Origin of the sequence: Hyalangium gracile (assembly GCF_020103725.1) — a bacterium.
GTDB lineage: Bacteria > Myxococcota > Myxococcia > Myxococcales > Myxococcaceae > Hyalangium > Hyalangium gracile.
Window position 1 is genome coordinate 735,562 of record NZ_JAHXBG010000001.1, and the last position, 21,161, is coordinate 756,722.

Annotated in this window: 23 protein-coding genes; 14 read left to right on the forward strand and 9 right to left on the reverse strand. The window is 70.6% G+C overall.

The features are described 5' to 3' along the window. Window positions 1–104 precede the first annotated feature (104 nt). Window positions 105–677: a hypothetical protein gene (locus KY572_RS03090; RefSeq protein WP_224240621.1), complete on the reverse strand. Its 573-nt coding sequence runs from the start codon at window positions 675–677 to the stop codon at window positions 105–107. A gap of 145 nt (window positions 678–822) precedes the next feature. Here KY572_RS03090 and KY572_RS03095 point away from each other — a divergent pair, with 145 nt between their 5' ends. Further along, a complete protein-coding gene (locus KY572_RS03095; protein ID WP_224240622.1) occupies window positions 823–1,365 on the forward strand; it encodes an O-acetyl-ADP-ribose deacetylase in 543 nt (180 codons plus the stop codon). Beyond that, window positions 1,362–2,192: a methylase gene (locus KY572_RS03100; protein ID WP_224240623.1), complete on the forward strand. Its 831-nt coding sequence runs from the start codon at window positions 1,362–1,364 to the stop codon at window positions 2,190–2,192. The genes KY572_RS03095 and KY572_RS03100 overlap by 4 nt, the downstream gene beginning before the upstream one ends. Here the strand turns inward: KY572_RS03100 and KY572_RS03105 are convergent. Beyond that, window positions 2,178–2,735, reverse strand: coding sequence for a putative ABC transporter permease (locus KY572_RS03105; protein ID WP_224240624.1), 558 nt, complete (start codon window positions 2,733–2,735; stop codon window positions 2,178–2,180). The genes KY572_RS03100 and KY572_RS03105 overlap by 15 nt on opposite strands. A gap of 157 nt (window positions 2,736–2,892) precedes the next feature. On the opposite strand from KY572_RS03105, the gene KY572_RS03110 reads away from it, so the two are divergent. Beyond that, window positions 2,893–3,312 (forward strand): hypothetical protein, encoded by a 420-nt coding sequence (locus KY572_RS03110; RefSeq protein ID WP_224240625.1) that lies wholly within the window; start codon window positions 2,893–2,895, stop codon window positions 3,310–3,312. A gap of 123 nt (window positions 3,313–3,435) precedes the next feature. Next, the gene (locus KY572_RS03115; RefSeq protein ID WP_224240626.1) at window positions 3,436–3,852 is read left to right on the forward strand and encodes a hypothetical protein; all 417 of its coding nucleotides are present in this window, start codon (window positions 3,436–3,438) and stop codon (window positions 3,850–3,852) included. 139 nt (window positions 3,853–3,991) lie between these two features. Here KY572_RS03115 and KY572_RS03120 read toward each other — a convergent pair whose 3' ends face one another. Beyond that, window positions 3,992–4,645 (reverse strand): SCO family protein, encoded by a 654-nt coding sequence (locus KY572_RS03120; protein ID WP_224240627.1) that lies wholly within the window; start codon window positions 4,643–4,645, stop codon window positions 3,992–3,994. A gap of 308 nt (window positions 4,646–4,953) precedes the next feature. Between KY572_RS03120 and KY572_RS46995 the strand changes: the two genes are divergently transcribed. The 8 genes from KY572_RS46995 (at window position 4,954) to KY572_RS03160 (ending at window position 14,672) form a co-directional block, all read left to right on the forward strand. After that, window positions 4,954–5,163, forward strand: coding sequence for a hypothetical protein (locus KY572_RS46995; protein ID WP_263451287.1), 210 nt, complete (start codon window positions 4,954–4,956; stop codon window positions 5,161–5,163). Next, a complete protein-coding gene (locus KY572_RS03130; RefSeq protein ID WP_224240628.1) occupies window positions 5,163–5,954 on the forward strand; it encodes a cytochrome c oxidase subunit II in 792 nt (263 codons plus the stop codon). Before KY572_RS46995 ends, KY572_RS03130 begins: the two co-directional genes overlap by 1 nt. Continuing rightward, window positions 5,951–7,702 (forward strand): cytochrome c oxidase subunit I, encoded by a 1,752-nt coding sequence (locus KY572_RS03135; protein WP_224240629.1) that lies wholly within the window; start codon window positions 5,951–5,953, stop codon window positions 7,700–7,702. Before KY572_RS03130 ends, KY572_RS03135 begins: the two co-directional genes overlap by 4 nt. Then, on the forward strand, window positions 7,699–8,259 hold the full coding sequence (locus KY572_RS03140; RefSeq protein ID WP_224240630.1) for a cytochrome c oxidase subunit 3: 561 nt from the start codon (window positions 7,699–7,701) through the stop codon (window positions 8,257–8,259). Before KY572_RS03135 ends, KY572_RS03140 begins: the two co-directional genes overlap by 4 nt. After that, a complete protein-coding gene (locus KY572_RS03145; protein ID WP_224240631.1) occupies window positions 8,256–9,236 on the forward strand; it encodes a c-type cytochrome in 981 nt (326 codons plus the stop codon). The genes KY572_RS03140 and KY572_RS03145 overlap by 4 nt, the downstream gene beginning before the upstream one ends. 33 nt (window positions 9,237–9,269) lie before the next feature. After that, a complete protein-coding gene (locus KY572_RS03150; RefSeq protein ID WP_224240632.1) occupies window positions 9,270–10,445 on the forward strand; it encodes an AAA family ATPase in 1,176 nt (391 codons plus the stop codon). Further along, window positions 10,442–11,014, forward strand: coding sequence for a hypothetical protein (locus tag KY572_RS03155; protein WP_224240633.1), 573 nt, complete (start codon window positions 10,442–10,444; stop codon window positions 11,012–11,014). Before KY572_RS03150 ends, KY572_RS03155 begins: the two co-directional genes overlap by 4 nt. A gap of 166 nt (window positions 11,015–11,180) precedes the next feature. Beyond that, the gene (locus tag KY572_RS03160; RefSeq protein WP_224240634.1) at window positions 11,181–14,672 is read left to right on the forward strand and encodes a GAF domain-containing protein; all 3,492 of its coding nucleotides are present in this window, start codon (window positions 11,181–11,183) and stop codon (window positions 14,670–14,672) included. A gap of 15 nt (window positions 14,673–14,687) precedes the next feature. On the opposite strand, the gene KY572_RS03165 is transcribed toward KY572_RS03160, so the two are convergent. Then, window positions 14,688–15,029, reverse strand: a complete 342-nt coding sequence (locus KY572_RS03165) for a type II toxin-antitoxin system RelE/ParE family toxin (RefSeq protein ID WP_224240635.1) — start codon at window positions 15,027–15,029, stop codon at window positions 14,688–14,690. Next, entirely contained in the window at window positions 15,026–15,310 is a 285-nt protein-coding gene (locus KY572_RS03170) for a type II toxin-antitoxin system Phd/YefM family antitoxin (protein ID WP_224240636.1), read from the reverse strand. Before KY572_RS03170 ends, KY572_RS03165 begins: the two co-directional genes overlap by 4 nt. 274 nt (window positions 15,311–15,584) lie before the next feature. On the opposite strand from KY572_RS03170, the gene KY572_RS03175 reads away from it, so the two are divergent. Next, window positions 15,585–17,264, forward strand: a complete 1,680-nt coding sequence (locus KY572_RS03175; RefSeq protein WP_224240637.1) for a glucosaminidase domain-containing protein — start codon at window positions 15,585–15,587, stop codon at window positions 17,262–17,264. Between the two features lie 171 nt (window positions 17,265–17,435). On the opposite strand, the gene KY572_RS03180 is transcribed toward KY572_RS03175, so the two are convergent. Beyond that, window positions 17,436–18,236 (reverse strand): hypothetical protein, encoded by an 801-nt coding sequence (locus KY572_RS03180; protein ID WP_224240638.1) that lies wholly within the window; start codon window positions 18,234–18,236, stop codon window positions 17,436–17,438. A gap of 166 nt (window positions 18,237–18,402) precedes the next feature. Between KY572_RS03180 and KY572_RS03185 the strand changes: the two genes are divergently transcribed. Next, window positions 18,403–18,828, forward strand: coding sequence for a nuclear transport factor 2 family protein (locus KY572_RS03185; RefSeq protein ID WP_224240639.1), 426 nt, complete (start codon window positions 18,403–18,405; stop codon window positions 18,826–18,828). Between the two features lie 66 nt (window positions 18,829–18,894). Here the strand turns inward: KY572_RS03185 and KY572_RS03190 are convergent, their stop codons facing one another. The 3 genes from KY572_RS03190 to KY572_RS03200 are packed head-to-tail and all read right to left on the reverse strand — an operon-like array spanning window position 18,895 to window position 20,987. After that, window positions 18,895–19,542 (reverse strand): hypothetical protein, encoded by a 648-nt coding sequence (locus KY572_RS03190; protein ID WP_224240640.1) that lies wholly within the window; start codon window positions 19,540–19,542, stop codon window positions 18,895–18,897. After that, window positions 19,542–20,414, reverse strand: a complete 873-nt coding sequence (locus KY572_RS03195) for a hypothetical protein (protein ID WP_224240641.1) — start codon at window positions 20,412–20,414, stop codon at window positions 19,542–19,544. The genes KY572_RS03190 and KY572_RS03195 overlap by 1 nt, the downstream gene beginning before the upstream one ends. A gap of 27 nt (window positions 20,415–20,441) precedes the next feature. After that, window positions 20,442–20,987 carry a hypothetical protein gene (locus tag KY572_RS03200; protein WP_224240642.1) on the reverse strand — a complete coding sequence of 182 codons (546 nt, stop codon included), beginning with the start codon at window positions 20,985–20,987 and terminating at the stop codon, window positions 20,442–20,444. Window positions 20,988–21,161 lie beyond the last annotated feature (174 nt).

Below are 21,161 nucleotides of genomic sequence, written 5' to 3' on the forward strand. Positions count from 1 at the left end.
CGAGCAGACAGGTTCGCCGCGAGCGCGCGCCGAGGGGGCCTGGGCTCAGACTGGTTCCGAACTGGTATGACAAGCAGACCAGTTCGGAACTTCTTCGGACCGACTCAGCGGCCGGTGTGGCGGTGCTTCTGGCCGCGCTTCACCTTGAAGCCCGGCTTCTGGGCGGGCGCCTTCGCGCGCTTCGGAGCGGTGCCCGGCATCGTCTTGCGGCCCGCCTCACGCAGCACCACGGGCTGGGCCTCGGTCTCGGTGGTGGTGCCGCGGGACTTCGTCGTCATGCGGTCCGTGCTCTTCGCCGTGGGCGTCTTCTTCGGAGCGACGTCCTTCACGGTGTCCTGCCGGGCCACGCGGTCGGTGGTGCCCGAGGCCTTCGTGGAGGCACGGCCCGTGGTGCCCGCCGCCTTCGTGGAGGCCTTCGGCGTGGCCGTCTCGGAGGCCACCTTGGAGGCATTGTCCGTCACGTCCGCCACGCGCTCCTTGGCGGAGCGGCCCTTGGTGGAGCGCCGGCCCAGCTTCTCCTGGAGCTTGTCCACCGTCTTCACCGCGGCCACGGTGGTCTCCACCAGGGCCCGGGCGCCGCGGGTGCCCGCCTTGGTCGCCACCTCGACGCCTCGCGTGCTCACCTTCGCCGCCGCCTTCTTCACCTTGTCTACCAGTCCACGCCTGAGAGTCGCCATGTCATCCTCTGGATATGGGAAGCCTCTTCGCTTCGGCGAAAGGTAGTCACGCGTCGGCCAGCGGGAAGCGGGGGGACAGCCCGCCTGGCCGCTGTCAGACTCGAGGGAGGCGCACTGTCCGGCGGGCGCCTCGGGAGGTGAAGTCATGAGCGACTCACGACTGGAGCTGTTCCAGGGCGACATCACGAAGGTGACGGCCGATGCCATCGTCAACGCGGCCAACTCCTCCCTGCTGGGGGGCGGGGGCGTGGATGGGGCCATCCATCGGGCCGCCGGCAAGGAGCTGCTGGAGGAGTGCCGCACGCTCAACGGCTGCCCCACCGGTGAGGCGCGCATCACCCGGGGCTACAAGCTCCCCGCCCGCCACGTCATCCACACCGTCGGCCCCCGCTGGCAGGGAGGAGGACGGGGCGAGGCCGGCCAGCTCGCGCGCTGCTACCAGAGCGTCTTCGCGCTGGTGGAGAAGCACGGCCTGCGCTCGGTGGCCTTCCCCTCCATCTCCACGGGTGTGTACGGCTACCCCATCGAGAAGGCCTCGCGCATCGCGCTGAGGGAAGTCCAGGCGGCGCTGCAGCGGCTGCCCCAGGTGGAGAAGGTGACGGTGGTCCTCTTCACCCCGTGGGATCTCCAGGTGTACCAGCGGGCGCTGGCCGGCGAGCCCGAGCCGGAGGGTGGGCTCGGACGATGACGCCCCCGGAGCGCCGCACGCGGGGACGCACCTCGCGCTCCCGGCTCCGCGCGCTCGACGCGTACCTGTGCCGGTGCGAGCGAGCGCTGCTGGAGCGCCAGGAGGGAGCCTGGCGCGAGGCCGCCTTCCTGGACGTGGGGTTTGGCGAGCACCCGTGGACGACACTGGAGAGCGCCGAGGCCTTTCGCGAGCTGAACCCCTCGCTGCCCGTCATCGGCGTGGAGGCCGATGAGGGCCGGGCCGCCGCCGCCGCGAGCCACGAGGATGCGCTCACCCGGTTCCGCCACGGAGGCTTCGACTGGGCCGGCTCGGCGGGCCAGCCCGTCCGGCTGGTGCGGGCGATGAACATCCTGCGCCAGTACCGCCCCGAGGACGTGGAGCAGGCGCACGCGGAGCTGGGCCGAGCCCTCTTGCCGGGCGGCCTGGTGGTGGAGGGCAGCACGGACGTCCGAGGCGGCATCACCGTGGCCTACCTGCTGCGGCGCACCCCCGAGGGCCTCACGCGCGAGGCCCTGCTCTTCCACACGGACTTCCACCAGGGCTTCGCCCCGCTCCTCTTCCGCGACTGGCTCCCCCGGGACCTCCGCCGCCGGGTGCAGCCGGACGAGCCCATCCACGCCTTCTTCGCCGCATGGACGGAGGCCTGGACCCAGGCGCGCCAGCACGGCGCCTGGGAGCCCAAGAGCGCCTTCCGCGACAGCGCCCTGCGGCTGGCCGAGTCCACCGGCGCCGTCAGCGCCGAGCCCTGGCTGCTGGAGCACGGCTATCTGCGCTGGCAGCCCCCGGGTGGAGTGCCCCGGCCCACCACCCTGTCACCCCCGATATAAGGAGGCGCGAGCCTCCCGCGAGGGCCACAGCTCGGGCGGAGCCACCGGCTCGGGCTCCGGCTCGCGGGCGCCAATGCGCACCCGGCGCACGAAGGCCCCCAGCGGCTCGTAGAGCCAGCCACACATCCACCAGAAGGGCGCGTAGTCCAGGCGGATCAGCCCGTGCACGCTCCACGGCGAGCCCGAGTAGTCCCACGGGCAGCGGCCAATGAGCGCCACCAGCAGCGCACCCGTCACGTACTCCACAGTGAAGCACAGGGCCATGCCCACCAGGGCGCGCGTGGCCCGGCTCACCCCGAGGCGCTGCAGCATCAACGAGAGCTGCTCGCCCAGCAGCAGCCCCGCGCCCCAGATGGGGTGCATCCACAGGTACGAGTACCCCTTGAGCCGCAAGTCGCCCGCGCCCGTGGCGAGGTCCATCACCGCGGTGAACAGGCACTCGATGCACCAACCCAACAGGCCGTAGACGGCGAACCGACCCAGCAGTCCCAGTGACTGCTCACCCGGCCCTACCTGAGACATCCCGCCCCGGCTGTCGCCCATCCCCGCCTCCCACGCCAACGCCGGCGTAAAGGACAATGGGTTTCCCCCCCCGCGAGCCGCAAGGCACACACGGGCGTGTTACTTGCGCAAATTCGGAATTCCCGGGCAGACTGTTCACCCTCTGTAATTCCATCCACCCCACCCCTGGAGTCCCCACATGTCTCAGGACACCCCTCGCCCCAAGCGCGGTCTCAAGCGTCCCATCGAAGTGGTCCGCGCCGAGCTGCTCAAGGACGCCGACACCAAGCGCATCGCCAAGGCGGTGGGCATGGAGCTCGAGGCCTACGTGGAGCTGGTGCTCCAGTACGCCCAGGACAAGGACAAGGAGCCGGTGCTCGAGGTGGTGGAGGACGAGGAGCTGCGCGCCAACGGCTTCAACCCTCCGTCCGCCGAGGACGTCGCCAAGTTCATCATCCAGGGCGCCAAGGGTGAGCTGGGCGTCAACCAGGAGTTCGAGAAGTCCGAGTTCGAGACCAGCAAGGGCCCCAAGGGCCCCGCCCTCACCGCCACCCCGACTGGGGAGATCCCCAAGGTGGACCCGTCCCTGGCGGATCAGGTGAAGAAGGGACGTAACTAGTCGGACGCGGCCGGAGGGCTCGGGGGCCGGAAAATGATCGGGAAAATGAACTCGCAGGAAACCTTTTCCCAGACCCCCCGATAACCTCTTTGTACCCTCACTCTTCGAAAGCGAGTCACTGTCATGGGCAAGGTCCTCAAGGGAATTGGCAAGGTTGCTTCCACCGTCGGCAAGATCGCGGGCAAGGTCGCCAACATCGGCGGCAAGGTGCTCAACATCATCAACAAGCCGATGGAGGCCCTCACCTCCCCCATCAAGAAGCTGGCCGGTGGCGTCCTGGACAAGCTCCCGTTCGGCCTGGGCAAGATGATCAAGCCCTTCGCTGACAAGTTCATCGACGGCGCGGCTTCCTTCCTGTCCGGCAACGTCCTGGGCGGCCTGGGCGTGCTCGGCAAGGCGGCCAAGACGGTGGGCGACGTCGTCAACATCGCCGAGAAGGTCAAGGGCGTGGCCGACAAGGTGGGCGCGTTCTCCAACGACGCCGCCACCGGCAACTGGCAGAACATCATCGCCCGCACCCAGGCTCAGTTCGTGGAGTGATGTTCCACGCCTGAAGCTGGCGTACTGACCGAGGGCCGGTCCCCGATGAGGGGGCTGGCCCTTCGTCTTTTCCAGCGGTTGCGCTCACCCTCGAGGGGTTGGAGTCACTGTAGGGAAAAGGAGCAGCAGGAGGCGCGGCTCAGCGCTGCTCGCGGGCGAGGCGATCGGCGTCGCGCAGCAGGCGGCCGAAGGCCTCGTCATCGGCGCTCTCGTAGTAGCCGCGAATCTCGCCCTGGGCGTCCACGAGGACGAAGTGGTTGCCGTGGAAGATGCCCATCACGTCCGCCTCGTCCATGGACTCGCGGCCCATGGCGATCTTGAAGCTGTTGACGACGGTGTCCTTGAGGCGGGCGTAGTCGCCGGTGAGGAAGCTCCAGCGGGCGGCGTTGGCGCCGTGCTTCTGGGCGTACTCGGAGAGGCGCGCCGGCGTGTCGTAGGTGGGGTCCACCGAGAAGGAGACGAGCTGGAGCCCGGGCCCGAACGCCTCTGTCTCCTTCTGCACCCGCGCCATCTTCCGGGTGAAGGCCGGGCAGACGGTGGGGCAGCGGGTGAAGATGAAGTTGGCCACATAGGGGTGGCCGCGCAGCTGCGCCGAGCCGAACGCGGCTCCGTCCTGGCGGGTGAAGCTGTAGTCCGGCAGGGCGCCGAGCCTGGGCAAAGGCTCGGAGCGCCCGCGCATCAGGCCGATCGACAGCGCGAGCAGGCCGACGGCCAGGGTGGCGACTCCCACCCAGAGCGCGGGGTGGCGGAGGAGGGAGGGCTGGGGAGGGGCGGCGGCGGTGTCTGCGGACATAAGGAGCACCGGACAGCTAACGGATGTGCCCCGGGAGCACAAGGGACGGTTTGACGCGGCGCGGTGGCTGGAGGGCCGGGGAGCGCCCGGAGCCTGGTGGCCAGCGGGCGGCCGGGCACGCACGGGGTGAAGGGGCCTTGTCCCGGCGGCGCTTGAGGGGCGAGAGGGGGCATGGTAGCCGGTGAGGCTTGCCGATGCCCTGTGTCCGTCCTGATCGCGGTGTCACCGCGGCCCCCTCCTCGGAGCGGGCTGGAGCGAGGGAGCCGCGCGCCGTGGCGGGTGGGCGACGCGAATGGGAGCGGTGGGCGGTGAGGCTGGCGCCAGTGCTGGGGCTGGGGCTGTGCCTGCTGCCGGCCTGGGTGCTGGCGTGCCCCACGTGCGTGGAGCGGGCGCCGGAGTCGTCGATGCGCTCGGCGCTGCTGGTGGGCGCCATGCTGCTGTTGCCGTTCCTGTTGGTGGCGCTGGGAGTGTGGGCGGCGATCCGGGCGGCGAGAGGTGACGCGAAGAGGAGCTCGTGATGGATGCAGCGCCCCCGCCTCCCGGAGCCGAGCCCCGCCGCCCCGTGAGCACGGTGGCGCTGCCCGAGGACGCGAGCACCCACGGCCACCGCATCGACTCGCTGCTGGCGCTCAGCCACCGCTTCGACCTCATCCTCACGGGGGTGATGGTGGGCTGGCTGCTGCTGACGCTGGTGCGCTTCCGGGGGGCTCGGAAGGTGCCCGCGGATGGCGGGACGCGGCGCAGCCGGATGCTGGTGATGGTGGCGGCGCTGACGATTTTCGGGGTGGTGGACGGCTCGCTCTTCGCGCGCTCGCTGGGCTACCTGGATGACGTGCTGTGGAACTTCGACGTGCCGGCCGGCAACCCGGACACGGTGCGCCTGGAGGTGAACGCTCGGCAGTGGGCGTGGGAGGCGCGGTACGCGGGGCAGGACGGGCGCTTCAACACGGCGGATGACGTGGTGACGTGGAGCGACCTTCGGGTGCCGGTGGGCGTGCCGGTGTGGGTGCAATTGGCGTCCACGGATGTGGTGCACGGCTTCTCGCTGCCGAACTTCCGGGTGAAGCTGGATGCGATTCCGGGCCGGGTGAACCAGACGTGGTTCCAGGCGGCGAAGCTGGGGACGTGGGAGGTGGCCTGCTACCAGCACTGCGGCACCAGCCACTACAAGATGCGAGGCACGCTGACGGTGATGACGCCCGAGGACTACGCGGCGTGGCTGCGCGAGCAGAGCCGGCAGGCGGCGCGCCTGTATGACGCTCAGGACACGGCGGCGCACTGGGGCTGGGAGTGGAGGCCGAAGCCATGAGGCTGTTCTCCACGGACCATAAGGTGGTGGCGCGGCAGTTCCTCTGGGCTGGGTTTGGCTTCCTGCTGCTGGGCGGGCTGCTGGCGATGCTCATCCGCTGGCAGTGGGCGTACCCGGGGCGGCCGGTGCCGGGGCTCGGGGCGGTGCTGCCGAGCGCGGACGGATCGATTACCCCGCCGGCGTACATGGGGCTGTTCACCATGCACGGGCTGGTGATGGTGTTCTTCGCCATCGCCCCGCTGCTCATCGGCGCGCTGGGCAACTTCGTGGTGCCGCTGGCGGTGGGGGCGCGCGGCATGGCGTTCCCGAAGCTGTCGGCGCTGAGCTTCTGGGTGTTCGCGGTGGGCGGAGCGCTGGTGCTGGCCTCGTTCGGGGTGCGGCTGGGGACGGCGAGCGCGGCGTGGACGTCCTATCCGCCGCTGTCCACGCACGTGTTCACCCCGGGGGCGGGACAGACGCTGGTGATGATGGGCGTGCTGTGCGCGGCGGTGTCGTCCTTCCTCAGCGCGGTGAACTACGTGGTGACGGTGGTGCGAGCGCGGGCGCCGGGGATGACGTGGGGGCGGCTGCCGCTGACGGTGTGGGGGCTGTTCCTCACCTCGGTGCTGAACCTGCTGTTCATCCCGGTGGTGGCGGCGGCCACGGGGCTGCTGCTGCTGGACAGGCTCACGGGCACGCGCTTCTTCCTCGAGGGCGCGGCGGTGGCGGGCCGCGGCGGCGACCCGATGCTGTACCAGCACCTGTTCTGGATGTTCGGGCACCCCGAGGTCTACATCCTCATCCTCCCGGGCTGGGGAATGATTGGCGACATGGTGTCCTACTTCAGCCGGCGGCCGGCGCACGGGTACCGGGGCACGGTGCTGGCGATGAGCACGGTGTCCGCGCTGTCCGGGCTGGTGTACGCGCACCACCTCTTCACCAGCGGACTGTCGCCGATGCTGGGGCGGGCCTTCAGCACGCTGACGCTGATCATCTCGCTGCCGTCGACGGTGATGTTCCTCAACTGGCTGGTGACGATGTGGCGCGGGAGCGTGCGGCTGACGGCGCCGCTCCTGGCGGCGGTGGGGGCGATGGTGGTGTTCGGGCTGGGAGGCATTACGGGCCTGGCGCTGGGAGCGGTGGCCACGGACATCCCGCTGCACGGGACGATGTGGGTGGTGGGGCACTTCCACCTGACGATGGGCGCGGCCAGCTTCCTGGCGGTGTTCGCGGGGCTCTACTTCTGGTTCCCGAAGATGTTCGGGCGGACGCTGCACGCGGGGCTGTCGAAGACGCACGTGGTGCTGACGGCGGTGCTGTTCCTCGCGGTGTTCGGCGGCCAGCTGCTGACGGGGTACGCGGGCCAGCTGCGCCGGCTGTATGACCCGTACCAGTACGAGTACCTGCGGCACCTGCTCACGCTGAACAAGGGCACGAGCCACGCGGCGTTCACGCTGGGCCTGGTGCAGCTGCTGTTCGTGGTGAACCTGGTGTGGTCGCTGCGCAAGGGGCCTGCGGCGGACGCGAACCCGTGGCAGGTGGGCACGCTGGAGTGGACGTGCGCGCCGAGCCCGCCGCCGGTGGACAACTACGCGCAGGTGCCGGTGGTGGTGCGCGGGCCGTATGCGCTCTCGCAGCCGGAGGGGCTGGAGCAGCTGGGGCGTGACTGGATCGGCCAGGCGGAGGTGCTGCCGGACGAGGCGCGCCGAGCGCCGGAGGCCCCGGCGGAAGCGGCTCCGGTGGTGCCGAGCGCGGGAGGTGTGGGGTGACGCCCGTGGACACTTCGGCTCCCGCCGCGCGCGAGGACGAGGGGACGGCCTGGTTCGGCCTGGTGGTGGGGCTGAGCGCGTGGGCGATGTTCTTCGCGGCGCTGGCCTTCTCGGTGGGCTACCTGCGGATGCGCGAGCCGTGGCCGCTCGGAGGGATGCCGGCACTGCCGAGGATTCTTCCGGCGGTGGCGGTGCTGCTGCTCGGAGCCTCCGCGGTGCTGCTGCACCTGGGCGGACGCGCGGCGCGGGCGACGCTCCCGACGGTGGGCGCGCTGGTGGCGCTGGTGGGCTCGCTGGCGGTGCAGGGTTTTGTCATGAGCGCGCTGTGGAGCGCGGGGCTGAAGCTGCCCGAGGGTGGCGCATATGCCTCGGCGGTGTACGGGCTGGGCGGGGTGCACGGCGCGCACGTGGTGGCGGGGGTGCTGGGGCTGGTGCGCGAGCTGGTGCGCGGCGCGCGAGGCACGGACGTGCGCGGGGCCGTGCGACTGTGGACGCTGTATGCCGTGTTCCTGGCGGTGACGGGCCTCATCCTCTTCGCGGCGGTGTACCTGCCATGAACGCGAGACGCGCGCTGCTGACGGTGTTCTCGGTGCTCGCGGCGGCCGGAGCGGGCTGCACGCAGGCGCCGAAGCTCGAGCCGCTGAAGCTGGCCGACGGGCGGACGATTCCGGCGGAGACGCTGGAGCGCGGGCGGGACGTGTACACGTACTACTGCGTGTCCTGCCACGGCGAGCGCGGGGACGGACAGGGCCCGTCGGCGGTGGGGATGCGGCCTCCGCCGCGCAGCTTCCGGCAGGGGCTGTACAAGTTTGGCGGAGTGGCTGCGGGCGAGCTGCCCACGGACGAGGCGCTGAAGCGCACGGTGCGCCGAGGACTGCACGGCACGCCGATGCAGCCGTGGGGCGTGCCGGAGCCCGACCTCGAGGCGGTGGTGCAGTACCTGAAGACGTTCAGCCCGCGCTGGCAGCAGGAGGCGCCGGGCCAGCCGCTGGAGGTGTCGGCGGACCCATGGAAGGGCCGAGAGGCGGAGGCGGTGGCGCGGGGCAAGGCGGTGTACCACGTGGCGGGCAAGGGGCACGCGGGGTGCTCGGGGTGCCACATCTCCTATGTGTCGCGCTCGGAGCTGGAGGCGCTCACGGAGCAGGTGACGGGCCGCAAGGTGGACCTGAGCAAGGCGGATCCGTACACGCAGCTGGCGAGGGACTCGGACTACGCGGTGGCGGTGGACGCCAAGGGCGAGGTGGCGCAGACGGCGAAGGTGCTGCCGCCGGACTTCCTCATCCACCGGCCGCGCACGGTGTGGCCGCTGGGTACGAAAGTCGACGGCGCGGAGTATACGCCGGAGCGGCAGCGGGAGGACTTGTACCGCGTCATCGCCGGAGGCGTGGGCGGAGCGGCGATGCCGACGTGGAAGGGCGCCATCCCCGAGGAGAACCTGTGGGCGCTCGTGCACTACGTGCAGACGCTGGTGGCACAGCGCGACACGCCCGAGGGCCGCGCGTTGAAGGAGCTGCTGCTCCGTCCGGCGAAGTGACACACGCAGGCGCGGCTGCTGTAGGGTGGGGCGATGCTGCGCTCGATCGATCTGACCAACTTCAAGAGCTTCGAATTCCTTGTGCGGGTCGAGTTCTCGCCATTGACGGTGCTCGTGGGAGCGAACGCATCGGGCAAGAGCAACCTGCTCGATGCCATCCGGCTGGTGCAGGGGCTGGGCCTGGGCTTCTCCCTGACGGATACCCTCCAGGGTCGCGTTGAGGCGGGACGCGAAATATGGAGGGGAATTCGCGGCGGAATCTCGGAGGTCATCCGGCGCGGCCAGGACAGAGCCGAGATCGATACGGATTGGTACCTTCAAGGACAGGTGGTGAGTCACTCCTTGGGATTTACGGTGAAGCCTGAGCCCCGGATAGACGGCGAAGCCTTCACTCATCTCATTGGCGCCGCGGATTCCGGGCAATGGAAGCAGGCACGAAGCTTTGGGTTCGACGAGGAGCAGGCGATGGGGCGTGGGAGCAACCAAAGCCTCTTCTCCGATTTGGAGAAGCTCCTCAAGCAACGACCTGAGTTTGAAGGAGCGCGCATGGCACTTGCGCTCAGGCAGGCACTCCAGCGGCTGGTCGTGCTCGAACTGAAGCCAGATCGCATGCGGGACTACTCGCCCAGACATGCTCGGGAGATGGGAGCGGAGGGTGAACACTTGTCCTCGGCGATCTGGGTGCGCAGCAGAACCGAGGATGAGCGCTTGGAGTGGGTGGACTGGCTCTCCGAACTCTGTGCTCCAGAAATCACGGATATCGACTTCATCGAGACCGAGCTCGGCGATGTGATGCTCGTTCTCGTGGAGAAGGACGGCACACGTACCTCCGTGCGCGCTCTCTCGGATGGAACGCTGCGCTTTCTAGGGACGCTGACCGCGCTGAAGACGGCCCCGCCTGGAAGCATCTTTCTCATCGAGGAGCTCGAGCAGGGACTGCACCCTCAGCGCATCCACCTGCTCATCGAGTTCCTGGAGATGGTGACCAAGGAGCGCGGCATCCAGGTGATTGCCACGACCCATTCCCCCCAGGTCCTTCAGGCCCTTTCGTCCGAAGGTCTGAACCACGCCGTGCTGTGCGCTCGTTCTCGGGAGGACGGTGGCACCGTGCTGCGACGCTTCCAGGACATCCCTCACTTCAAGGAGGTCATCGCGAAGTCGGGCATCGACCACCTGTTCACCACCGGCTGGCTGGAGCGCGCGTTGTGAAGGTGCTCATCATCCCCGAGGACCCCACGCTCGATGCGCACATCCTCCAGCCCATCGTCGAGAGGCTCTTCGAGGACATCGGACGCAAGGCCCGCATCGAAGTGCTCCAGGATCCACACCTCAACGGAATCGATCAGGCGCTCAACCCGGACATGGTGCGGCGTATCGTCGATGAGAACCCGATGGTGGATCTCTTCCTTCTGATGGTGGATCGCGACTGCAATCGCTTCCAGAACGAGGCAAAGGTGACGGCTCGAGAGCAGGAGCACTCGGGGCGACTCCTGGCCTGTGTGGCCATCGAGGAGGTCGAGGTCTGGATGCTCGCGCTCCATCGAGAGTCCTTGGGTGAGCGTTGGAACGCCATCCGCTCCGACTGCGACCCCAAGGAGCGCTACGCGGAGCCTTTTCTGCGAGAACAGGGTTGGCTGTCGCAGGTGGGCAAGGGCCGCAAGCGCGCCATGCGCGGGCTCTCCGCGCAGTGGAAGTCGCTGCTCACGGTGTGCCCGGAACTGACCACGCTCCGCGAGCGTCTCCAGGGCTGGTCCGCACATCCTCCTGAGAGCCGGTAGGTCTACCTCCGAACACTCCTGCCACCGGGTGGGCCTGCCCGGCAGGACGCCCCACATCGGAGCAGCCGAGCCCCGGTCCCCGGCAGGATTGCGTGTCCACCGTCGACAGTTCGCACGCCGCAGCCGCCAACCGCCGTGGTGACTCTGTTAAGCCTGGACTGCCGCTATGAGGATCCCGCTCCAGCCCCCAGCACCGCAGCAGGCCGGCGTCGGCTCCCCGGCGGGCGGCGAGCCTCGGTTTGATCCGCTGCTGGACAGCATCACCGATGGCCTGGTCTCGGTGGACCGCGACTGGCGCATCAGCTACCTCAACGCCGTCGCCGAGCGCCTGGCAGGCCGCCCGCGAGATGCGCTGCTGGGCAAGGACATCTGGGCGGAGCTGCCCGAGCTCGAGCGCACTCCCTTCGGTCCGGCCTTCCGCAAGGCGATGGACTCCGGCGAGCGCACCACGCTCAAGGACTACTACCCGCCCACGGACTCGTGGTTCGAGGTGCGCGTCTTCCCCTCGAGCGCGGGGCTGGTGCTCATCCTCCGGGACATCACCGACATGCGTCAGGCGGAGGTGGAGCGGCTGCGGCTGCTGGCCGCCGAGCGCGCCGCCCGCGAGGCCGCCGAGCACACGGCCGACCGGCTCGCGCACCTGCAGGAGCTCACCGCGCAGCTGTCCGCGGCCCGCAACCCGGAAGAGGTGATGTCCGTGGCCGTGGAGCACATCATGGCCGCGGTGGGCGCCAACATGGCCACGGTGGGGCTGCCCGTCGAGGGCCAGCACGTGCTGCGCACGGTGGCCTACAACGGCTGGTCCCGCCAGCTCTACCGGGACTTCCAGCTCATGCCGCTGGATGCGCCGCTGCCGCTGCCCTACTCGTACAACACGGGGCAGGCCGAGTGGCTCGAGTCCCCCGAGGCCCTGGCGGCGCGCTACCCCAACCTGCTGCACGTCATGCTGGAGCAGACGCCGGCGCGCTCGGTGGCGAGCATGCCCATGGTGGTGGAGGGGAAGATCATCGGCGTGCTGGCGCTGTGCTTCCCCGAGCCGCGCGCCTTCTCGGGCGAGGACCGGGAGTTCCTCCTGGCGCTGGCGCGGCACTGCGCGCTGGCGATGGAGCGCTCGCGGCTGATGGCGGAGGTGGAGGCGCAGCGCGCGCGGCTGGAGGAGCTGGTGATGCGCGCCCCGGCGATGATGTTCGTCACCCGGGGCCCCGAGCACCACTTCGTCCTGTGCAACCCGCGCCAGCGCCAGCTGTTGGCCGGCAGGGACCCCACGGGGCTCACCGTGCGCCAGGCCATGCCGGAGCTTCAGGGGCAGGGGCTCTTCGAGGTGATGGACAGGGTGTACGCCACCGGCGAGGCCTACGTCGGCAAGGAGTTCCCGGTGCGCGTGGGCGGGCAGCACGGGGACGTGCCGGTGGCGGAGACGTACTTCGACTTCGTGTACCAGCCGCTGCGCGACGCCGAGGGGCAGGTGGAGGGCATCGCCTCGTTCGCCTTCGAGGTGACGGACCAGGTGCTGGCGCGGCGCACCGTGGAGGAGCTGCTGCGGGACATGGCGCGCAGCGAGGAGCGCTTCCGCGCCTTCCTCACCTCCACCTCGGAGATCATCTGGGACATGCCGCCGGAGGGCGTGTTCGACTCGGATCAGCCGGGGTGGCGGGCCTTCACGGGGCAGTCGCGCGAGGAGCTGCTGGGCTGGGGCTGGCTGCAGGCGGTGCACCCGGAGGACCGGGAGTCCATGGAGCGCGCGTGGCGCCAGGCGGTGGTGGCGGCCACACCCTTCCAGGGCGAGATGCGGCTGCGGCGGCATGACGGGGTGTACCGGCACATGCAGGTGCGGGCGGTGCCGGTGCTGGAGCCGGACGGCTCGGTGCGCGAGTGGGTGGGCAACGATCGCGACATCACCCGCCAGCGCGAGGACGAGGCGGAGCGCGCGCGGCTGCTGCAGCGCGAGCAGCACCACCGGGCGCAGCTGCAGGGGCTGGCGGAGGCCTCGCTGACGATTGGCCAGGCGGCGTCGCTGGATGGGGTGCTCCAGCTCATCACCGAGCAGGCGCGGGCGCTCATCGGCGCGCACCAGGCCGTCACCAGCCTGACGGTGGGCGAGGACTGGGCGCAGGCCATCAACACCGTGTCGCTGTCGGAGAAGTACGCGGCGTGGCGCGGGTACGCGGCGCAGTCGGATGGCAGCGGCATCTACGCGGAGGTATGCCAGACCAACCGTCCGGCGCGGCTGACGCAGGCGGAGCTGGAGGCGCACCCGGGGTGGCGGGGCTTCGGGGCGCACGCGGCCGAGCACCCGCCCCTGCGAGGCTGGCTGGCGGTGCCGCTGGTGGGGCGCAACGGGCGCAACCTGGGGCTCATCCAGCTGTCGGATCGCCACGAGGGGGAGTTCACCTCCGAGGACGAGGCCATCCTGCTGCAGCTGGCGCGGCTGGCGGCGGTGGCCATCGAGAACGCGCGGCTGATCGCCGAGTCGCAGGCGGCCAACCGGGCGAAGGACGAGTTTTTGGCGGTGATGAGCCACGAGCTGCGCACGCCGCTGACGGCGGTGCTGGGCTGGACGCAGATGCTGCGCAACCGGAAGGACGACGCGGCGGTGCGGGAGAAGGGCCTGGAAGTCATCGAGCGCAACGCGCGCTCGCTGGCGCAGCTCATCGAGGACGTGCTGGACGTGTCGCGCATCCTCACGGGGAAGCTGACGCTGCACCGCAAGGCGGTGGAGCTGACGGCGGTGGTGCAGGCGGCGGTGGAGGTGGTGCGGCCGCGGGCCGAGCAGAAGAACGTGACGGTGTCGGTGGAGGTGGCGGCGGGAGCGGGGCAGGTGATGGGGGACCCCGGGCGGCTGCAGCAGGTGTTCTGGAACCTGCTGGTGAACGCGGTGAAGTTCACGCCGGCGGGGGGGCATGTGGAGGTGCGGGTGGAGCGCGGGGAGTCGGAGTGGCGGGTGCGGGTGAAGGACACGGGGCAGGGCATCCGGGCGGAGGCGCTGCCGCACCTGTTCGAGCGCTTCTGGCAGGCGGACGGCAGCAGCACGCGGGAGCACGGCGGGCTGGGGCTGGGGCTGGCCATCGTGCGTCACCTGGTGGAGCTGCACGGGGGTGAGGTGGAGGCGGAGAGCGGCGGGCTGGGGCAGGGCTCCACCTTCACGGTGCGGCTGCCGGTGCCGGCGCTGCTGCCGGAGCCGGAGCGGCCGGCGGGCTCGGCGGAGAGCCCGGAGCGCGCGGCGCGGCTGGACGGGGTGCGGGTGCTGCTGGTGGAGGACGCGCCGGACGCGCGGGAGCTGATCACGCTGCTGTTGCGCGAGCGGGGCGCGGAGGTGTGCGCGGCGGGCAACGGGCGCGAGGCGATGGAGAGCCTGGCGACGGTGCTGCCGGACGTGCTCGTCTCGGACATCGGGCTGCCGGGGGAGGACGGGCACGCGCTGCTCAAGCGGGTGCGAGAGTGGGCGGAGGCGCGGGACGAGTGGATCCCCGCCATTGCGCTCACGGCGTACGCGGGAGCGGAGGACGCGCGCCGGGCCTACCGGGCTGGCTTCCAGGTGCACATGGCCAAGCCGCTGGAGGCCGAGGCGCTGGTGGAGTCCGTGGCGCGGCTGGCGGCGCGGGACGACGACAAGGCGCCGGGCCTCGCCGACGCGACGGGAACTCCCGGGACGGGGTGAACGCGGGCGGTCCGCTCAGGGCTCCTCGGGGACGGTGTCTCGCCGAAAGAGGCGGTGACCCTCGAAGACGGTGAGCACCTCCAGGGTGTGTTCCCGCAACCGATAGACGATCCGATAGGACTTTCTGAAGACTTCACGCACGTCGTCACGCCGGAGCTCCGGCACCCTGCGCCCGGCCATCGGAGTAGCTGCGGCGGCTTCGGCGGCGGCGAGCAGCGTCGCGACCCAGCGCTCCGCGGCCTCGGGAGAGTCCCGGGCGATGTAGTCGCCAATGGCGCGCAGATCCTTCAGTGCGCGTTCCGTCCACCGTACTTCGAGCGGTCGAGTCGTGACGGAACCTGACTTGCGGCGACTCACTTCGATGAAGGCCCACGGAAGCGACGCTTCATTTCGGCGACGACCTCGGAGTGGGAGTGCAGTCGTCCTGCCTCGGCGTCCGCCAGTCCCTCTTCGACGGAGGCAACGAAGTGCGCCTGCGCCATGAGTTCATCGAACGCCTGGGGTGAGAGCAGCACGCCCGCCGGCTTGCCGTGCTGGGTGATGACGAGTGGCTGGCCGGACTCTCCGACGCGCCGCAGCCACTCGGAGGCCTGAGCCTTGAAGTCGCTGACCGGCACGATGCTCTCGGAAACACGCAAGGGATGCACCAGGAAGCCCTCCAAGGATGGGCCTGAAAATAGTCCGTCTTCAGACCCATTGCCAGTCCGAGGGCTCGACGTCTGCCATGCGAGCGACTGGTCGATGCACTTGATCCCGCTCGCTGGGGCGAGAAGTAGCGCTCGGTTCCTCTCCTGCCTGAGCCGGGTCGCGGATGACCTCCACTCCGGTCCACTCCGGGTGGGGGGCTGGCAACTCTCCCGCGTCGCGCCCGACAATTGGGAAAGCCCGTAGTCCCCCTCGGGAGTATTCCCTTTGAAGACCTATTCCGTTCGTAGCGGCGACACCTTGAGCGCCCTGGCGAAGAAGTTCGGCACCACCGTGTCCGCGCTCGCCAAGAGCAACAACATCTCCAACCCCAACCGCATCAACGTCGGCCAGAAGCTCACCATCCCCGACACCTTCGAGCAGCCCGGCAAGCCGACGACGAAGCCCTCCGGCAAGCCGAACAGCTCGGGCGGCTCCACCCCCAGCGCCCCCACCAGCTCGGGTGGCCCCGCGACGGACAGCGCCGGTCGCCAGTACCCCACCTCCGGAGACGGGACGCCCATCTTCAAGCAGGGTGACGCCGCCTGGGGCGGACGCACGCTGGGCAGCAGCTCCAGCCTCTCCGCGGCCGGCTGCGCCATGACGTCCACCGCCATGGCCATCAGCAAGATCTCCGGCAAGACGATCAACCCCGGCCAGCTCGACCAGTTCCTGGACAAGAACGGCGGCTACTCCGGCAACGCCCTCGTGTGGGACAAGGCGGCCCAGGCCGCGGGCCTCCACGCCAGCAAGCCCGGCTGGAGCATGGACACCATCAACAAGCAGATCGACGCGGGCCGCCCGGTGGTGGTGGGCGTGGACTACAAGTCCGGCAGCGGCGGCGGCTCCAACGGCACCGACCACTGGATCACCGTCACCGGCCGAGGCCAGGAGGGCGGCAAGCCCGTCTACTACGCCAATGATCCGGCCACCGGAAAGCAGATCACCCTGCGCCAGGAGGGCAACCGGCTCGTGGGCGGCCCCAGCGGCTACAAGACGACGGGCGAGCTGGTGACGTTCTCCGGCGGCAACCCGCCGCGCCCCGGCACGACGCCGTCCGCCCCCACGCCCAGCCAGGGCACCGGCGGCACGCCGAGCACCACCCCGCCCAAGGGCGGCACGTCCCTGAAGGGCACGAAGCTGCCGGCGGGTGACCTGGAGAAGGGCGCTCGCGGCCCCGAGGTGGAGCAGCTGCAGAAGGCGCTGGTGAAGCTGGGCCACATGACGCAGAAGGAGATGAGCACCGGCCCGGGCATCTTCGGCCCGAGGACGGAGTCGGCGCTCAAGGAGTTCCAGGCGGCGCACGGCGTGGACGCCATCGGCCGCTACGGCCCGAAGACGCGCGCGGCCTTCGAGAAGCTCGGCGCGAAGATCGACGGCGGCTCGAGCGGCCCCACCGGCCCCGGCCCCTCCACCCCCACCGGCCCGATCGGCGATCTGCCCAAGACGGGCAACGCCTTCATCGACAAGGTCGCCGCCGACGCCATCAAGAGCCAGCGGCAGACGGGCGTGCCCGCCTCCGTGACGCTGGCGCAGGCGATGCTGGAGAGCGGCTCGGGCAAGTCGGGCCTGGCCACCAAGGGCAACAACTTCTTCGGCATCAAGGGTGAGGGCCCCGCCGGCCACGTCACCATGCCCACCAAGGAGTTCCTCAACGGCAAGTGGGTGACGGTGAACGCCAACTTCCGCAAGTACAACACCCCGGCCGAGTCCTTCGCGGACCACGGCAAGTTCCTGCGCGACAACAAGCGCTACGCCAACGCGTTCAAGCACACCAATAACGCGGAGCAGTTCGCCCGGGAGATCCACAAGGCCGGCTACGCCACGGATCCGGCGTACTCCGACAAGCTCATCTCCATCATCAACCGGTACGGGCTGGAGCGCTTCGACCAGATCGGCCGCCAGTAGTCAGGCACCGAGGGCCACGCCCTCGTGAGCCGGGCACGGGGGCCGAGTCCGCCCCCGCGTCCTGTCCGCCCGCCTGTCGGGCGCGGTTCTTCCGAACTGGTCTGCTTGTCATACCAGTTGGGGACCGGTTCTGGCTCACAGGGCGCCTCCCAGGCGCGGTGAGGAGCGCGCTCAAGGCGTCGTCGGGGGAGGCTCTTCCGTCTCCGGCTCGGGCGTCTCGTCCTCGGCGGTCCACGCGCTCTCGCTCATGAGGATGGCGCCGACCACGAACCCGAGCCCCGCCACCAGCGAGACGTACGTGAGCGAGCGGCTGAGCGGGAACGGGTACTCCAGAAGCTGCACGCCGAAGCCGAGCAACCAGATGACGCCCGTCACCGCCATGGTCAGGCGCCCGGTCAGCAGCATGGCGCGGATGCGCCACCAGCCGCCCAGCACCGCGAGAATCGTGGGAAAGACGAGCGCGGCCAGGGCAAGCAGGGACAGCCCGGGAGCCGACCCGTACCCGCGATCCGCGGACTTGAGCAGCGGGGGCATGAGGTGCGCGGACTGCGTGAGGAAGCCGGCGAAGGTGGCGATGAGGCCGGGGAGCGGCAGCCTCACCGCCGGCGAGTCACCGTCCCCATGGCGGGCCTCGGCGAGCGCCTCGGGGGGCAGCTCGAGCGCGTACGGGTAGCCCAGATCGAGCAGGGCCTTCACGGCGGCGGCGCGCACGGTGAGCCCCTTGGTGCCCTGCATGTCCCCCGTGTCCCGATCCTCGATGAGGGCGAGCAGGAAGTCGGCCCGCGCGCGGGGAGACACATCCTCGGTCAGCGGGCGGGCGAGCCCTTGGAGGAGCGCGTCCACATCCGTCTTCATGACGCCCGGCGAGCGCACCACCTCCAGCAGCACCTCCAGCGAGGCGGTGCTCGGCAGGGGCCCCATCCTCTCGGGGCTGGCCTCATCGAGGGAGCGGGGCGGGCGGACGCGTTCCATCGGGCCACAGCTTACCTGCTGGCCGCGGTCCTGGGTGCGCGCTGGGGGAAGAAGTGTTCTCCGGGCCTCCCTGGCCAGCGAGGGAGCAGGCGGCGGCGGGAGCAGGGCGTGGGAGGCGTGAACACCCTTTGCGCGACACGCCTTTCGCAGGCCGAGTGAGGGACGCATGGCGATGGAGCGAGCGCAGCGGTTCGTGGATGCACTGGCGAAGCTGGAGGAGAGCGGGGAGCTGGAGGCCCTGGTGTCGCTCTTTGGAGACGACGCGCAGGTGAGCAACGCGGCCTCCTCTCGCGTGTTCTCGGGGCAGGACGGGGCTCGCCAGTTCTGGACGGAGTACAAGGGAATGCTGGCCCAGGTGCGCTCCACCTTCCGCAACATGATCGAGTCGGCGGACCGGGTGGCGCTGGAGTGGGAGACGCAGGGCACGGCGCACAACGGCGCGGCGGTGAACTACGAGGGCGTCTCGATCATCGAGTGGGACGGCGATCGCATCCGCCGCTTCTACGCGTACTTCGATCCAGGGCTGCTGGGGCGGGAGATTGCCCACGGGACGGCGCAGCGCTCGGAGCCCCCGGCCACCACTCCGGCCTGAGCCAGGGCGCGGCTCGGGAGGGGGAAGGGGCGAGGCTCCAGAGACGCGGAGCCTCGCGGGGCCGGGTCACGCGGCGCGGACGGCCTCGAGCGTGCGGCACAGCTCGTCGATGGTGTCGGTGAGCTCACGGGCGCGGCCGGCGGCGTGGGCGGAGGCACCCTCGTAGCGCAGCAGCGTGAGGCGCGTGGCCAGCTCGCCGGCGCGGGCCAGGGCGCGCTCGAGGTCCACGCGGGCCTGGGCACGCAGGGCATCCAGGCGGGACAGGTGGGCCAGGCGCTCGCGGAGGATGTCGGCCACGGGCTTGGAGTCCTGGCGCGAGTCGAGCGCGGCCAGCTCGCGGGCGAGCTTCTCGCGGTCCTGGTCGGGAGAGGAGAGCACGGCGTCCAGCTCGGCCAGGCGGCGGGAGGCGGCGCGCAGGGCGGTGCCGAGCGAGCGCACCCGTGCGGACTCCAGGGAGAGCGGATCCCCCAGCTCCTTGCCCAGGCGCTGGAGGGCGTCATGGAGGGTGGCCTCGGCGGCCTCGATGCGGGAGCTCTCGGTGCCGGTGGGAGCCGAGGAGCCCGGCAGCAGGACGGGGAGGAAGAGGGGCCAGAGACAGGCATGGAGGCCGGCCCGGGCCAGGCGCGTGGCGCCGCGGGACTCGCCGCGCCCGAGCACCACGGCCACGGCGACGCCAGCGAGGCAGTAGGCCATGACGGTGACGAGCGCGATCATTACCGGCTCTCCTCGGTGTTCTCGTAGGAGCGGGGCTGCCACTCGCCTTTGAGGGAGTCGACGTTGGAGCGCCAGAGGGTGGCGGCGGCGTCGAAGGCGCTGCTCTCGAGGGGGCGGATGACGACGGTGGGGCGGCCGGGGTTGCCGACGAAGGGGCGGACGACCCAGGCCATCTGCACGCCGACCATGCCGTAGAGGGCGGTCCACGCGAGCAGGTGGAGCACGGTGCGGCCCTGGGAGCGCAGGGCCTTCACGAGCACCCAGACGCCGCGCAGCGCAGCCAGGCCGAGGAAGGCGATGCTGCCGAGCATGATGTGGAAGTAGCCGGTGGGCGGGTGGTTGACGGTGTTGGCGAAGGCGAGCCACACGGGCGCCAGGCCGAGCAGGGTGAGCCCGGTGGTGGCGAGGGCGACGAGCGCCTCGCACACGGCCTGGAGGGGCGAGATGCGAGCGCCCAGCAGCCGGCCATAGACGTGGAGGGCGGGCAGGCACACGGCGAGGCTGCCGAGGCCCACGAGCATCAGCTTGGGCGCGGCGACGAGCCCGGCGATGGGCGAGCGGGTGAAGCCGAGGAGGAAGCCGAAGATGCCGAAGCCAGCGAGGGCGCACACGGTGAGGCGCAGGGGCAGCTCACGCAGCTCGGGGCCACCAGCCTGCACCTGGGCGAGCACGGCGGAGGGGTTGCGCAGGAGGAGTTCGGCGGTGCGGAGGATGGTGGTGGCCGGCGGCTGCACGGTGATGGAGGGGACGGCGGGCGCGGAAGCCACGGCGGGCGCGGGAGCCACGGCGGGCGCCGCGGGCGGGAGGACCTCCGGGAGGACCGACGCGGGGGCGGGCACGGGGAGGGCGGGCTGGGTCATGGACGTGGACATGAGAGGCCTCGGAAGGTGGTGCGCAAGTCAGCGCCAGAAGAGCCCGACGCCGCGGGCGCACTGGGCGAAGGTGATGGCGTGGAGGACGAGGAAGGCCACGCGGGTGGCGCCGGTGAAGGAGGCGCCGTGGTGCGCGAGGGCCTGCGAGAAGGCATGGCCGCTGGCGACGAGCGCGAGGCCAGTGAAGAGGAAGGCCAGGGGCGAGGCGATGGAGGACTCGGGCGCGGTGGCGGCGAAGAACCAGAGCAGCGGGGTGGTGGAGGCCAGGCACAGGCCGAGAGTGTGGACGGCGTCGAGGGCGGCGCGGGCGCAGTGGGCGGCGTTGAGGTTGGCCTGGCGGGTGGCCCAGAGGATGTAGAGGGCGGGGAGGCACAGGGCCCACGCCATCAGGGTGACGGCGGGCAGGGCCACGGCCCAGCCGAGGTGGGTGACGCTCAGGCCCTCATGGGTGACGGCGGTGCGAAGGGCAAAGCCGAAGAGCGCGGCGCCGCCCAGGCCGATGGCCAGGGGACGGATGGAAGGCAGCGCGAGGGCGTGCGTGCCGCCGAGCGCGGGAAGCGAGGAAGGCTGCATGCGGGCTCCAGTGCGAGAGGACGGAGCCGCGCTGTGCACCTTCGGGGCCAGTCACCCTCTCAGAGTGGAGCCCGGGAGGAGCGTGGCCAGCGGGCCATACCGCTGCGTCTCATCGCCCGCACCCGGGCGGGTAGTGCAAAACCCCCGACGTTTCCGAACAGTGTCCGATGAGCC